Origin of the sequence: Streptomyces rhizosphaerihabitans (assembly GCF_025399795.1) — a bacterium.
Taxonomy (GTDB): Bacteria; Actinomycetota; Actinomycetes; order Streptomycetales; family Streptomycetaceae; genus Streptomyces; species Streptomyces rhizosphaerihabitans.
Genome location: NZ_JAODTZ010000025.1, coordinates 93009 through 107107 on the forward strand (window position 1 = coordinate 93009; position 14099 = coordinate 107107).

The following is a 14099-nucleotide window of genomic DNA, read 5'->3' on the forward strand; positions in this document are numbered from 1 at the left end:
CCCGTCCGGCACAGGACTTCCCCTCCGTCCCGCGTCGTCGATACTGAGGGCATGGAAATCGCTGTCCCGGTGCCCCGGTCCGGGCTCGTATGACCGAGGTGGGTCCGACCTTCGACGACCTGGTGGAGCGGGCCGCGGCGCTCGTACGTCCCGGCCGGCGCGCCCTCCTCGGTATCGCCGGCAGCCCCGGGGCGGGCAAGACGACGCTTGCCGAGCGTCTGGTCCGGCGGCTCGACGGGGACGGGCCCTTCCACGTGGCCCACGTGCCGATGGACGGGTTCCATCTCGCGGACGCCGAGCTGGACCGGCTGGGGCGCCGTGACCGGAAGGGGGCACCGGACACCTTCGACGCGGCGGGGTACGCGGCGCTGCTGCGCAGGCTGCGCGCGGACGAGGAGGATCTCGTCTACGCGCCCGGCTTCGAGCGGGTCCTCGAACAGCCCCTGGCGGGTGCCCTTCCCGTTCCCCGGGCCGCCCGTCTGATCGTCACCGAGGGGAACTACCTGCTGCTGCGCGACGACGGTTGGGCGCGCGCCCGCGCACAGCTCGACGAGGTGTGGTTCTGCGAGCTAGACGAGGCCGACCGCATCCGTCGGCTGGTCGCCCGGCACGAGCGGTTCGGGAAGGATCACGACACGGCGGTGGCGTGGGTGCTCGGAACGGACCAGCGCAACGCCGAACTGGTCGCCGCGACCCGCGACCGCGCCGACCTGGTCGTCGGGCCGACGGTCGTCGGGACGGCAGCCAGCGGAGAGCCGGTCGCCTGAGAGGAGTTCGCCGGAGATCCGGTCACCGGAGAATGGGGCGCCAGGAGGCGGTCACCCAGCAGGCAGTCAGCGAAGCCGTATCTGGTTCGGGTTCGTCGTGGGCATCACCCACGGGATCGCCGTTCCGCGCCGTGAACGCCTCGGTGCGGACGGCCAGTCGGGCCGACGTGCCCGCGAACGTTGGGGAGGTCGTGCAACGGGCCCCGCCGGCAGGGAAGACGCACGGCGGATCAGCCCTCGTTCCGGAGGCCACCACGTCCTCGGCAGGTTCGCGCGGAGGACGGGTGGGCAGATGAGCGCGAGCGGGGGCGGGCGTGTCGGCCCGACGAACATCACGGTGTCCGAAGGCGTGGGGGCCGGGGCGGAGGGAGCGACCGTCACCGCGCCGCCCGCCCCGGCCGTCTCAGGGGGCCGCCGTCCTGGATTCCAGGTCGGCCCGGGTGTCGTTGCCGTAGACGCCGGACTCGTCGCCCCGCACGCCGTACCAGACCTGGAAGCGGGCGACGGCCGCGGCGAGCGTGGCGTCGTAGGTGCCGCTGGTGCTGCCGTGGTCGTACACGTTGGGGATGTGGAGCAGACGTTGCTGAAGAGCTGTCACCTCGGGGCCGCTGTCGCCCTCCCGGAGGGTGCCGGCGCCGTCCGGATCGGTGGCACCGGCCGGGGCCCGGGCGGCCGGTGCCGTCGACGGGTTCACTCCGGCTCCCGCCGGGGACGCGTCGTCCCGGTTCGCGCCCGGTACCAGGAGGGCGAAGGCGAAACCGATCAGGGCCGCCGCGACGACGGCGACCGTGATCGCGGCGCGGCGCAGGCCCGCGTCGCGCCCGAGGCCGTGGGCGCCTCCGGGTCTCGCACCGGACGGGCGTCCGCTTCCGGTGGCGGGTCCGTCGGCTCCGTCCGTCCGCGGCACACCGGCCATGTAGTCCTCCCCCGCCGGGACCGGGGGCAGTTCCTCGGTCTCGTCCTCCTCGAGGTCGGGCAGAAGCCGTACAGCGGCCGTGGGCGCGGCGATCGACTCGTAGTCCTCGTCCTCGTCCGTCATCCCCTCCTTCTCGCGCACCTGCCGCAGCAGCTCCGCCAGGGACTCGGAGCGGCGGCGGCGCTCGATGTGAGTGGGTTCGATCACTGAGCGCCCGGTGGACTTCCCGCGTTCGGGCCGTGTCGACACACTGCTCTCCTTCCGTACACGCGGTCTCCCGCCGTCCCTGTGCAGTCATACGGGGGCGCGGGCCCGGACGTTCAGCGCGCCACCGCACCTCGGACCAGCGTCAGGCCGGGCCGGCCACCGCCGCAACTCGCCCTCACGGGGTGAACTCGGCTCATCCCAGGGCACGTTGACGGCCGGGGAGCTCACACGGGTCCTTGCGGACGCGGGGCCCTCGCCATGGACAATCCATGGAGCCGAGTTGGCGGAAGGTTGACCAAATCCCTGGAGATCACTGACGGACCCGTCTATAGGGTCGGCCGCATGCCCCCACAGCCTCCGAGGACTCCGGCGTTGCCGGTCCTCCCCTACAGGAAACCCACCCGCGACCGGGACTACTGGGTCTTCGACAACGTACTGCCCGACGCGGACGCCGTACGGGCCCGGTGCGTCGGCAAGGACGACTGGGTCAAGGGCCATCCGTACACCTCGGAGAGCTGGCCGGGTCTGCGGACGATGCCCGGGCTGGAACCGGACGAATTGACGCGCGTAGAGCGGCTGGTGAAGAAGGCCACCGGCGCGCAGAGACTGTGGCAGCAGTCGACTCCGTCGGGCGCCACGCTCAACCACAACTGCGTCCAGGTCGTCGGCAAGGACGAGGGTGAACCCCGCCCCCACACGGACTCCCGCGCCCTGTGCCGTTACGCCGCGGTGCTCTATCTGAACCCGAACGTCCCCAAGGACTGCGGAACGAGCTTCTTCCGGCAGAGCCTGCCGGGCGGCCGGCTGGGCGGCAACGTCGTCGTCGCACCGCACAACAACCTGGTCGAGGCCCTCGGTACGCGTTTCGTCCCGCCGGACTCCTTCGTCGAGGACATCCGCGTCCCGCACCGCTACAACCGGTTGCTCCTCTACAACGCCAACCTGATGCACAGCGCCACCGACTACTGCGGGACCACCATGGAGGACAAACGGATGACCGCAGTCTTCTTCTGGATGGCGTGATCCGGACCGGCCGCCAGGCCGGCTACCGGCGTCAGGTGCGGCCCCGGACCACGAAGTCCGGGGCCGCTCTCCTTTGCCCTGGGCCGGAACGTGCGGATGAAGAGCGAGTAGATGAAGAGCGTCTTCGATTTCGAGACGAAAACCGGACATTCCCAGACCGCTGAGGGATTACATCTCTCCCAAGTTCTGGTGGCCGGGAGATGTGCTCGTCATGATGGGCGCATGACCTTGGCCTCCAGAGCCATGACGCGACTGGCCAACTGGCCCGATCTCGCGGAGTCCCTGCCGAGTTGTGGCACGGGACGCGCACTGTGTGCGGCGCAATGCGAGATCGTCCACTTCCATTCGGACCACGATGTCGACCTGCACCTCACGGACCGGGCGATCCGGCGCTTCGAGGACCATCTCAAGACCTCCACGGCCATCCGCATGGTGCCCGGCTCCCGCTGGGTGACCATCCATCTCGAAGTCGACTCGGACATCGACCTCCTGCTGACCCTGGTGAGCGTCGCCCTTCAGGCCCATCTGAACGGGCACATGGCGGGCGACGACATCTTCTCGGCGAACTGCAACGACCGCTGACGGTCCAGGTCGAGAAGCATCGCTGCCCTGTCGGGAAGCGGCGCTGCCCTGACGAGACCGTCGCGGCCGAACGCTCCCTCGCGCCGGCCCTGAAGTCGAGGGCTTCCGCCACGGAAGCGCGCCGGCGAGAACAACGAAGAGCCCCGGCACTCGCGCGGGACGCGAGTACCAGGGCTCTTCACCGGGTCATCGGCGAGCGACGACGCGGTGTGTCAGGAGCGGGCGCCCGTCGCGCGCCGACGGCGGGTGGCGACGGTGATCGCGGCACCGGCCGCGAGGACGGTCACGGCCGCGCCCGCGATCGGCAGGGTGCTGCCGCCACCGGTCTCGGCGAGACCGCCGGACGGGGTCGACCCGCCGCCGTTCGGCGAGGGGGCGGCCGGTGTGGCCGAATCGGGGGCGGACGGGGCCGCGGACGACTCGGGAGCCGAGGGAGTCGCCGGAGTCGCCGGAGTCGCGGGCGAGGACGAGGCGGGGGTACCCGGCGTCTGCGCGGGCGGCGTCGAGGCCGACGGGGTCCCGGGAGTGGTCGGCTGCGCGGTGCAGTCCTTCTTACCGCCGTTCCACGCCATGATGAGCTTGTCCTTGATGACCGCGTGGTCCGGCCCAGCCGGCAGGTCACCGTGCTCGAAGCCGTCCTGGGCCTCGTGCTTGCCGTCGAACTTGACCGCGCCGCGGTACAGGTCGATCTGCGCGAAGCAGCCGGCGTCGGGCACCGAGATGTCGAGGGAGTCCGTGGCCCCCGGCTTCACCGAGACGGTGTCGAGGTCGTGGAAGACCTGGACTCCGGAGGTCTTGAAGGTGTCGCCGTGCGTGCGGTACGCGGCCAGCGAGGCGGTGCAGTTGCCGGCGTCGTCCGCGGCGCGGACCTTGATGTGGACCTTGCCGTCGTCGGTCGGCTTCAGGTTCTCGTCGTCGACCCGGACGGAGTCGTAGAAGTGCGTACCGTCCAGGGAGAACTGACAGCGGTCGGTCGCGGTGGCCGTACCCGCTCCCTGCCCGGGGGCGAAACCGCTGCCGGTCTTGTCCCAGCCGTCACCGCCGGGCTTGTCGGACGCCGACGCGGTCGTGGTGACCGCACAGAGAGCGAACGCCGCCGCGCCCGTCCCCAGCAGGCAGCGAAGGGTGACACGTCTCGCTTTGGACATGCGGATCCCATCCTGATGATGCGAGACCCGGTCGACGGCAGCGGGGCAGCACTCGGCAGCCTGGGGCCGTCCCGGGGATGAGTGGTCGAAGAACACTGGACCCCTTGGTCATGTGGGCCGCAGCTCGACCACATATTCGATCACCGTCTACGGACTGTCAACTTCACTTCATACGCGGGTACTTCACGAGCGGACACGAATCAGCCACATAGGGAATCGCGTGCTCCGTGGCGGTCGGCCAAGCGACCGCCACGGAGCACGCGGTGAGAGCGCACTTCGGTACGCGCGCTCCGCGCGGGCGTCTCGGCGAGGGCGCTTCACGGGCGCGGCCCGGCGAAGGCGATCGCCCGGGAATCGATCAGGGCAACCAGTCCCCTGATCGAAGGGCACCGAGTGCCACCGCCTCCGCTTCGGTTCTGGTTTCCGACCATGAACGAGGCACCGGGGCGCCGCGAGCCCGCCGACACGGCCACCGCCAAACCGCCGATGCGGGACGCCTTGGTGGGAGCCGCTTTCCAGCTCTTCCTGGAGCGCGGCCACGAGGAGACCACGGCCGACGGCATCGTGGCGCTCGCCGGCGTCGGCCGCCGTTCGTTCTTCCGCCACTCCCCCTCCAAGGAGGACGTGGTCTTCCCCGACCGCGAGCACCGCCTGGCCGACATGACGGCGTTCCTGAGCGAGGAGGCCGACACGGACGACCCGGTGCAGCACGTCTGCGACGCCGCCCGGCCCGTCCTGCGCATGTACGCCGGGAACCCGACGTTCTCCGTCCAGCGCCACCGCCTCACCAAGAGGGTCCCGGGCCTGCGCGTGTACGAGCTGTCGGTCGTCTGGCGTTACGAGCGCGCCCTCGCCGAGTATCTGCGCGGGCGCTCGGCCGGGACGCCCGCGGACGCACTGCGCGCCGATGTCGTCGCCGCGCCGGTGGTCGCCGCGCACAACAACGCCCTGCGCTCCTGGCCGCGTTCGGACGGAACGGGGGATGCCGAGCCGGCGGTCGACCGGGCGCTCGGGTGCGTACAGAACACGTTCGGCCCCTCGTCCGGCGAACCGGCACACAAGGAGCCGGAGGAGCCGGAGGACGTGGTGGTGGTCGTCTCGCGGCGCGGGGCGCCGATGTGGCGCGTGGCCCAGGAGATCGAGTCGGCCTTCGGGCGGGGCTGAGCGGAAGCCGGGCCGACCGCACCCCGTTCCATTTTTACGGTACACAGTACCTTTACGTGTGGCACTGAGTGCCATAGCCTGTGATCGTGCACGGCGATCCGCGCACATCGGATTCCGGCTGAGCGCAGGGAGATGACATCGTGTACCACCCAGGAATCGCTCTCCACCCGGGCATCGGCCCCGTGACGGACGTGCTCGACACCGGTTCCGCGGAGCACACCGGGGACGTACTGCTCTTCCAGCGGTGCCACTGGTGCGCCACCGCCATGTACAACCGCCTTCTCTGCCCCGTGTGCGCGGGCAGCGACCTGCGGACAGAGGCGAGCGCGGGTTCGGGCGTCGTGCGCCACTCCACGGTGATCCACCGCAACACACCGGCGGCCCGCAACGTCTCCCTCATCGAGATGGCGGAGGGCTTCACGGTCCGGGGCCGGGTCATGGGCTCGCCCGCCACCATCCACAGCGGCGACCGGGTCCAGCTCTCCACCGCCCAGGACCCGGTACGCAGGCAGCCGGTGTTCCAGCTCGTCGACGGCCCTTACAGCGGCTGGAACTGAGAACGGCGGACGGTCCGCACCGCCCGCCGCGGTCCGCCCGGGGCCCGAAGCGGCGGGCCGAAAGCAGACGTGCCGGGAACGGACAGCCGTGCGCGGCTGAACGAACCGGCGTGCGGGACCGGTCCGTTCAGCCGCCGGGCGACGACCGTCAGCCGTAGGTGATATCGGACGTCGCGTACTTGCAGTAGGTGCCGTCGGGGCCGCTGCCGTTCGTCGTCGGCTCCGCCCCGGTGTTGTTCCCTATGTATTTCTGGCAGGGGACGATCTTCTTGCTGCTGTCCCCGACGATCTTGATGGACTTGAGGGTCGCGCTGTCGCCGTAGTTGGTGTTGATGCCGACGAGTTTGCTTCCCTTGTAGGTCGCCTCGATGGTGTTGAGATTGATCGTCCGCTTGTACTGCGTCTTGCAGTTGCCGCAGGACCGGACGAACGTGCCGAAGGTCTGCACCGCGAAGTTCGACACGTTCAGCGTTCCGGCGCCGTTGAACTGGAACACCTTGTCGCTGGCCTCCTTCGCGCCACCGCCGCTGACGGTGTACACGTTGGACGACGAGGAGCCGAGGAACGTCGCCGCGTCCTCGCCGACGTCCTCCCACCAGACGTTCTGCAGCGTGCAACTGCCCAGGCAGTGAATGCCGTCCGCGGCGGGCGCGCCGATGATGACGTTCTTCAGGACGGTTCCTGCGGCCAGTTCCAGGATCGGCCCCTGGTCCTCGTCCTGGCTGTCCGAGCCCAGGTCGCCTGTGCCGTAGAGCCGCTTCATCCCGTAGTCCTTGGTGCCGGAGACCGAGATGGTGGAGGAGACGGCCTGACTGCCGGTCGCGGTGGGCCAGGTGGCGGCGCTCGCCGGCGTCAGGGCGCCGTCGGCCATCACCATGGCGGCCGAGAGGCCGAGCGCGGCGAGGGTGCCGGTCAGGGCGCGCCGCCGGGCGCGCGGGCGTGCTGATGACGTCATGTCCCGATGCCTTCTTCCAGGTGGGGGTGGTCGGGTAGCGATGGTCCGGCGGAGGTGGCCGGGTGGGCATTGCTCGATGGCGGAGGCCGTCAGAGCTTTCCGTCAGATGGGGATTGCCCGACGGCCGGGGCCGTCAGAGCTTTCCGGTGCCCGCGCCGGACGTCACCGAGGCGACGACGGTCGAGGCCGGTTCGGCGGTGTAGCTGTAGGGCGGCTTCGTGAAGGTGCCCACCTGCGAGATCTCGGTGGCGGCTCCGCCGAGATCGTTGCCGGTGAGGTTGGCGTAGCCGTCCACGTCGCTGTCGCGGTTCGTGGTGACGGCGACCGACGTGCTCCGGAAGACGTTGTTCTCGACGAGCATCTGGGCGCCCATACGGGAGTGCACGGCGGTGTCGGCGCCGACGACGTAGTTGTCGTAGAAGTGCCCGGTGCCGAAACGCAGGCTGGGGATGCGGGAGTTGACGTTGTTGAACCAGTTGTGGTGGTACGTCACCCGCAAGTGCCCGGTGTCCTCACTGGCGTTGCTGTCGCTGTGGCCGACCAGCGAGCCCTTGTAGTGGTCCTTGAAGGTGTTCCAGGAGACGGTGACGTAGTCGGACGCGTGGGTGATGTCGACCAGGCCGTCGTAGTAGTCCTTGTCGTGGTCACGGTCGGAGGAGAAGGCGTTGTGGTCGATCCACACCTTCGTCGAGGCCTGGACGGTGATGCCGTCGGCGGGCGCGACCGGCTTGCTGATGTTCAGGTTGCGGACGACGACGTTGGTGACCTTCTTCAGGCGCAGTCCGCCACCGGTGAAACCGGATGCCGAACCGACGCCCAGGACGGTGGTGTTGGAGCCGATGTCGACCTGGCCGCTGAGCGAGATCAGACCACTGACCTTCACGATCTTGGCCGTGTCACCGGTGACGGCGGTCTTGAAGGCGGCCAGCGTCGTGACGGTGACGGCGGTCGCGCTGCCGCCGCCGGTGGTTCCGGCGCCGAAGCCGACCGGCGCGGTCTCGGCGGCTCCGGCCGACTGCGGCAGGACGAGTGCCGTGGTGACCGCCAGGGTGGCGGCCCCGGCCGTCAGCAGGGCGAGGCGGGAACGCTTCAGTGGGGGGCGAGTACGCATGCGGGTGTGTCCCTTCGGAGTCGACCGTTAATCAGGTGCACGAACATCGTTCCTGTATCTGAACAACACATCTCGCGCGACATGACGCATACGGGCTGAACGCGGGCCCGAGACGGCGACTTGCCCAGGTGGTGCGGCTCGGAGATCCGATGTCTCGTATACGAGATGTCACACACGGGTCACGCTGCTGAACGGGAACGTAAACGGTAAGCGCTTTCTAGTCAACGCTTCCCACAGAACACATCCGGCCAACTCGCGAACCAGATGGCTACCCACACCCCGGCAAGCCGGGCCGGCCCGCCCTTGCGCGCGCCGCGACCTGGCCGGTGGTCCGCCCCGGAAAGCCGAAAGCGGCCGTACGGGGGTCCGGGTTGTGCGGGACCCCCGTACGGCCGCTTTCGGCTCACGGCGTCACGAGGTCAAGGAAGACGGTACGGCGGCGTCAGGGAGAGACGGTGCCGCGGCGATACGGCGTCACGAAGAGAGGGTGATACGGATGCCGACCGTGCCGCTCTCGCCGCGGCGCAGGCGGCTGCCGAACAAGGTGAGACGGCCCATCACCCCGTACTTGCGGGCGATGAGCTTCCGGTAGCGGGCGGTGTCCGCCGCGTCGACGATCTCGGCCGTGGCCGGGACCGGCTCCCCTGTCGGCCTGCCGCGCACATCGCACGGGCCGACCGTGACGTCGGCCCGGTTGCGGATGCGCTTCACCTTCCAGCTGTCCGCGACGGTCCAGGCGCCGAGCGCCGTACCGTCCCGCACCACCCACACCGGCGTGGCCACCCCTGTACCGTTCTTGCGATAGCTGGTGATCAGCAAGTACTTGCCCGATCCCAGCGCGTCCAGCGAAGCCTCGTCCATGGCCGCAGTGTAGGCGGACCCTTCCGCGAACCCCATGGCGCCCGAGCCGTCCGGGTCAGGACAGCTGACCGTCGTAGTCCGGCAGCTTGAACGTGCGCTCGGCGTGGCCGCCGGCCAGGTCGGTGGTGTTGTTGCCGACGTTGGCGATGATCGTGTAGCCGAGGGACTCGATCTCCGCACGCTTGCCGGTCTTGTAGGCGCCGACCTCGTCGAAGAGGTCCGGCAGGTCACGCACGTAGAGTCCGTCGACCGGGTACCCGACGCTCTTCAGGTTCCACTTCGTCTCACTGGCGATGATGCCCGGACGGGCGGTCACGAAGAAGACGGCGACACCGCGGGAGTGCGCGTAGCGGGCGAGTGCCAGCGAAGCCTTGACCGCCGGAGTGGGCAGCTCGTACCAGGGGTGGAAGTCGGTCTCCAGCGCAGTGTTGTCGATGTCGAAGACGACCGCGAGCTTCTGGCCGCCCGCGTTCGCGGTGCGCTGCTCGACGTACGGCACCGCCTGGTCGATGACGGCCCGGACGTCGCTCTGCCAGGTGGCGTAGTCGACCCCTGCAGTCGCGGAGGTGCTCGCCACCGCCTGGACCGGAGCCGCGGAGGCGGACCCGGCCACGGTGACCGTCCCCGCGATCCCCAGCGCCACGACCGCCGACACCACGCCCATCCGGCGCCCCACACCAAGTCCTGTCATGCCTGTCCCCTATTCAGATCTGCTGGTCGAGTCCACGCCTGTTGGCCGAGTCCACACATCGCGCCGGCGACGGTGCCCGGTCACGGGACCGTCGCCGCGGCAGACATGATCCTGGCAGCGCGTGTACGGAGGGGGAAGAGGTAGTTACCGATCGGTAGAGATCGTGCTTCACGCGGCTCGGGGTACTCGCGGTGCGGTGGCAGAGGTCCGCGGCCCGTGTGAGCCTGGGGCTCGCGGCTGGCACCAGTGGAAAGAGGCTGCTCGGATGCAAGGACCGAACATCGTCATCGTCGGCGCGGGTTTCGCCGGAGTCGAGGCCGCCCGGAGCCTCGAACGGACGCTCACCCCCGGCGAGGGCCGGATCACCCTGATCAGCCCCACCGACTACCAGTTGTATCTGCCGCTGCTGCCGCACGTAGCCGCCGGTGTCGTCACTCCCCAGTCGGTGGCACCCTCGCTGCGCCGGATCCTGCGCCGCACCGCGCTGGTGCCGGGCGGGGTGATCGGTGTCGATCCCGGGGCCAAGGTCTGCGTCGTCCGCAAGATCACCGGCGATCTGGTCGACCTGCGCTACGACTATCTGCTCCTCACCCCGGGGAGCGTGACCCGCACCTTCGACATCCCCGGTCTCGCGGACGAGGCGCGCGGTATGAAGACACTCGCCCAGGCCGTATATCTGCGCGACCATGTGATCGCCCAGCTCGACCTGGCGGCGGCCACGTCGGACGACGCCGAGCAGGCGGCACGGCTCCAGTTCGTGGTGGTCGGCGGTGGGTACGCGGGCACCGAGACGGCGGCCTGTCTGCAGCGCCTGACCACCGCGGCGGCCAAGCGTTACCACCCCCGCATCGACCCCGGTCTCATCAAGTGGCATCTGGTCGACCTGGCCCCGAAACTGCTGCCCGAACTGGGCGACAAGCTGGGCGCGAGCGCACTGCGGATGCTGAGCGACCGCGGCGTGCGGATCTCGCTGGGCACGTCCGTCGCCTCCGTGACCAAGGACGCGGTCACCCTCACCGACGGGCGGGTGCTGCCCTCGCGGACGCTGGTGTGGACGGCGGGTGTCGCGGCGAGCCCCCTGGTCGACTCGCTGGGCGCCGAGACCGTGCGCGGGCGGATCGTCACCGAGCTCGACTTCAGGGTGCCGGGGCTCGACGGGGTGTTCGCGCTCGGCGACGCCGCGGCGGTGCCCGACCTGGCCAAGGGCGACGGCTCCGCCTGCCCGCCGACCGCCCAGCACGCGGCCCGGCAGGGCCGGCACGCCGCCAAGGTCCTGGTGGCGAAGCTGCGGGGGGAGCCCACCTTTCCCTACCGGCACCGGGACCTCGGCCTGGTCGTCGATCTCGGCGGCCACGACGCCGTGTCCAAGCCGCTCGGCATCGGTCTCAAGGGCGCGCCCGCGCAGGTCGTGGCCCGCGGATACCACCTGTACGCGCTGCGCACGGGTGCCGCCCGGTTCCGTACGAGTGCCAACTGGCTGCTCAACGCGGTCGCGGGCGACGACTTCGTCCGCACCGGCTTCCTCGCCGGCCGCAAGGGAACCCTGCGGGACTTCGAGCGTACGGATGTGTATCTGACGCGGGACGAGGTGACCGCACGGGCCCGCGCCCTTGCGTAGGACCTGTCGGCCCGTCCGGTCGATGATGATGGAGGTGCCGAAGGCGCCTTGACCCAGGTGCGGCTCGGTGGAATCAGGTCACGCCGCCCTCGCGATCGGGTGTGCCCCGCAGCAGGGCGAGATAGCGGCGACCGAACAGATAGGCGTCCCCCGGCCAGCGGGCGGAGAGGTAGTGGCCGTCCTGGACGACGAAGGCGTCGGTGTCGTCGGTGGCGGTGCCGCGCCGGGTGAGCGTGCGCGGGCCGCGTTCGAACCGCCCGCCCGGCTCGGTGAGAGCCGCCCTGACCTCGTCCTCGACGTAGGCGGGGTAGGTGCGGTAGTAGCGGCCGAGGCGCCAGGCCGTGGTGAAGTACGCGGTGCGTTCCATGTATTTGGGGAGACAGGTCGTACGGCGGTCGGCCAGGACGCTGCGGCCGGTGCCGGGGTCCTGGGCGCGGGCCAGGACGAGGACACCGTGACAGATCGCGCCGACGGGCCGCCGCAGGGCCCAGAACCGGGCGATCTGCCGTTGCAGCGGCACTGATCCGAGGTATTGCCGCATGCCCGGCGCGTGTCCGCCCGGGAGCAGCAGTCCGTCGAAGTCCGCTACGTCCAGGTCGGCCCAGGAGACGGTGGACCGAAACGCGGCCGACTCGGTCAGTTCCCCGTAGAAACGGCGGGGTTCCCGCTCCGCGCCGAGCTGTCCGAACAGGACGCCGGTCAGCAGCCGCGGGTCCGCCTCCGGACGGCTGCCCGGGTGCTGGGTGGCGAAGACGACGTCGTGGCCCTCCCGCGTCAACATCCGCCAGGGTACGGCGACTTCGGTGACGTCGAAGTCATGGTCGGGGAGCGGGATCAGCACACGCATGCGCTCATCATGGCAGCCGGTCGGCGACGCGAACCGGCCACCTCCACGAGACCCCCGGGAGGTGGTGAACACGCGGGCCCGGGCGCACGTATGAGTGGAGGGCCCTCGACCGGGGCTCTCGGCGGCGTTGACGCCGCTCCGCACGGCTTCGGGAGCCCATGCATGAGGCACGCACGACGACGGATCGTCCGACGGGGGGCGCGCCTCGCGGCCGTCGGCGGGCTGCTCTGCGGAGGGTTCATGGTGACGCGCGCCATGGCGAGCGAACCGTCCGACGCGTCGCGTAGCACGGCGAGTTCGGCGCAGGCCGCAGCGAAGACGGGTGCCGGACTCGTGTCCCGGCTGGGTACCTCGCGGACCGCCGGCAACTGGATAGCCGCCGACGGGCGTCCCGTCGTCGCGGTCACCGACGCGGACGCGGCGGACGCGGTGACGCGGGCGGGTGCTCGCCCGAAGGTCGTGACGCACAGCATGCAGGACCTCAAGTCCGCCGCGCAGACGCTCAGTTCGGCGCCCCGGGTGCCGGGCACGGCCTGGGCGGTGGACTACACGAAGAACGAGGTGGTGGTGCAGGCCGACAGCACGGTCTCCGCCACCGACTGGTCGAGCATGACGAAACTGGCCCACGGCATCGGCGACTCGGTGCGGATGCAGCGGACCCAGGGCACGTTCACCACGCGGGTGAACGGCGCACAGGCGATCTTCTCGACCGGCGGGCGCTGCTCGGCGGGGTTCAACGTGACCAACGGGCAGAGCGAGTTCATCCTCACGGCCGGGCACTGCGGCCCCGCCGGATCTGTCTGGTTCTCCGACAACACGGGTCGGCAGCAGGTGGGGCGCACGGTCACCACGGCGTTCCCCGGCAGTGACTTCTCCCTCATCCAGTACGACGCCGGGCAGCAGACGTCGCCCGGCACCAATGTCGTCGCCATCGGCGGCGGCAACGGTGTACGGATCAACGGCGCCGCCGATCCGACCGTGGGCCAGCGGGTCTTCCGCAGCGGCAGCACCAGCGGGCTGCACGACGGCAAGGTGACCGCGCTCAACGCGACGGTCAACTACCCGGAGGGCACGGTCACCGGGCTGGTCGAGACCACGGTGTGCGCCGAACCGGGGGACAGTGGCGGCCCGTTGTTCTCCGAGGGCATCGCGCTGGGGGTGACATCGGGCGGCAACGGGGACTGCAAGAGCGGCGGTACGACGTTCTTCCAGCCCATCACCAAGGCGCTGACGGCGCTGGGAGTGACGCTCGCGGGCCAGCCCCCGCAGGGCTCCGCCGGGGGTGCGGCCCAGCCGTCCCTCGCGCCCTCCACGTCGGCTTCGGCCATGGCGTCGCAGGGAGGAGCGCCGGGTGCGGCTGCACCGGGTGCGGTGGAGGCCGTGGGCGGTACGGGGACGGCCCAGACGTTCGTCTCCGAGCTCACCGACCCGCAGAACGTCGGCCCCGGCCTGCTCGTCATCGGCGGAAGCGTCATCGCGCTGGTAGCGACCCGCTTCATCCGTACCGAGCAGGACCGCAAGGCCTACCGGCGGCAGTATTCGCAGAGTTGGGGCTGAGCGGCTCGCCGTTGGCACTGAGCCGTTCGCAGTTGGCGCCGAGCGGCTCGGAGTCGGGTCCGGGTGGACCGGATCCGGAGCCGAGCCGCCGGAGG

At 70.4% G+C, this 14099-nt stretch carries 14 protein-coding genes; 7 read left to right on the forward strand and 7 right to left on the reverse strand.

The genetic code is table 11. The annotated features are described in order from the left end of the window. The first annotated feature begins 89 nt into the window (after nt 1-89). Nucleotides 90-767, forward strand: coding sequence for a nucleoside/nucleotide kinase family protein (locus tag N4G66_RS24395; RefSeq protein WP_391858872.1), 678 nt, complete (start codon nt 90-92; stop codon nt 765-767). 403 nt (nt 768-1170) lie between these two features. Here N4G66_RS24395 and N4G66_RS24400 read toward each other — a convergent pair whose 3' ends face one another. Beyond that, the gene (locus N4G66_RS24400; protein WP_261706312.1) at nt 1171-1932 is read right to left on the reverse strand and encodes a peptidoglycan-binding protein; all 762 of its coding nucleotides are present in this window, start codon (nt 1930-1932) and stop codon (nt 1171-1173) included. 300 nt (nt 1933-2232) lie between these two features. Between N4G66_RS24400 and N4G66_RS24405 the strand changes: the two genes are divergently transcribed. Both N4G66_RS24405 and N4G66_RS24410 read left to right on the forward strand, forming a co-directional pair. Next, nucleotides 2233-2913, forward strand: a complete 681-nt coding sequence (locus N4G66_RS24405) for a DUF6445 family protein (RefSeq protein ID WP_261706313.1) — start codon at nt 2233-2235, stop codon at nt 2911-2913. A gap of 222 nt (nt 2914-3135) precedes the next feature. Then, on the forward strand, nt 3136-3495 hold the full coding sequence (locus tag N4G66_RS24410; protein ID WP_261706314.1) for a luciferase domain-containing protein: 360 nt from the start codon (nt 3136-3138) through the stop codon (nt 3493-3495). A 212-nt stretch (nt 3496-3707) separates the two neighbouring features. On the opposite strand, the gene N4G66_RS24415 is transcribed toward N4G66_RS24410, so the two are convergent. Continuing rightward, entirely contained in the window at nt 3708-4643 is a 936-nt protein-coding gene (locus N4G66_RS24415; RefSeq protein WP_261706315.1) for a hypothetical protein, read from the reverse strand. A gap of 486 nt (nt 4644-5129) precedes the next feature. On the opposite strand from N4G66_RS24415, the gene N4G66_RS24420 reads away from it, so the two are divergent. Together N4G66_RS24420 and N4G66_RS24425 are read left to right on the forward strand one after the other, a co-directional pair. Continuing rightward, on the forward strand, nt 5130-5807 hold the full coding sequence (locus tag N4G66_RS24420) for a TetR/AcrR family transcriptional regulator (protein WP_261706358.1): 678 nt from the start codon (nt 5130-5132) through the stop codon (nt 5805-5807). Nucleotides 5808-5947: 140 nt separating this feature from the next. Then, nucleotides 5948-6364: a Zn-ribbon domain-containing OB-fold protein gene (locus N4G66_RS24425; RefSeq protein WP_391858873.1), complete on the forward strand. Its 417-nt coding sequence runs from the start codon at nt 5948-5950 to the stop codon at nt 6362-6364. A 148-nt stretch (nt 6365-6512) separates the two neighbouring features. Here N4G66_RS24425 and N4G66_RS24430 read toward each other — a convergent pair whose 3' ends face one another. From N4G66_RS24430 to N4G66_RS24445, 4 genes are all read right to left on the reverse strand, one after another. Beyond that, nucleotides 6513-7319: a pectate lyase gene (locus N4G66_RS24430; protein WP_261706316.1), complete on the reverse strand. Its 807-nt coding sequence runs from the start codon at nt 7317-7319 to the stop codon at nt 6513-6515. A gap of 133 nt (nt 7320-7452) precedes the next feature. After that, nucleotides 7453-8430: a pectate lyase family protein gene (locus tag N4G66_RS24435; protein WP_261706317.1), complete on the reverse strand. Its 978-nt coding sequence runs from the start codon at nt 8428-8430 to the stop codon at nt 7453-7455. Nucleotides 8431-8904: 474 nt separating this feature from the next. Continuing rightward, the gene (locus N4G66_RS24440) at nt 8905-9291 is read right to left on the reverse strand and encodes a PPOX class F420-dependent oxidoreductase (RefSeq protein ID WP_261706318.1); all 387 of its coding nucleotides are present in this window, start codon (nt 9289-9291) and stop codon (nt 8905-8907) included. A gap of 55 nt (nt 9292-9346) precedes the next feature. Then, entirely contained in the window at nt 9347-9982 is a 636-nt protein-coding gene (locus N4G66_RS24445; protein WP_261706319.1) for an HAD family acid phosphatase, read from the reverse strand. A 265-nt stretch (nt 9983-10247) separates the two neighbouring features. On the opposite strand from N4G66_RS24445, the gene N4G66_RS24450 reads away from it, so the two are divergent. Continuing rightward, on the forward strand, nt 10248-11600 hold the full coding sequence (locus tag N4G66_RS24450) for an NAD(P)/FAD-dependent oxidoreductase (protein ID WP_261706320.1): 1353 nt from the start codon (nt 10248-10250) through the stop codon (nt 11598-11600). 73 nt (nt 11601-11673) lie between these two features. On the opposite strand, the gene N4G66_RS24455 is transcribed toward N4G66_RS24450, so the two are convergent. Beyond that, the gene (locus N4G66_RS24455) at nt 11674-12447 is read right to left on the reverse strand and encodes a type 1 glutamine amidotransferase domain-containing protein (RefSeq protein ID WP_261706321.1); all 774 of its coding nucleotides are present in this window, start codon (nt 12445-12447) and stop codon (nt 11674-11676) included. A 162-nt stretch (nt 12448-12609) separates the two neighbouring features. Here N4G66_RS24455 and N4G66_RS24460 point away from each other — a divergent pair, with 162 nt between their 5' ends. Further along, nucleotides 12610-14004 carry a S1 family peptidase gene (locus N4G66_RS24460; protein WP_261706322.1) on the forward strand — a complete coding sequence of 465 codons (1395 nt, stop codon included), beginning with the start codon at nt 12610-12612 and terminating at the stop codon, nt 14002-14004. The last annotated feature ends 95 nt before the right edge of the window (nt 14005-14099 follow it).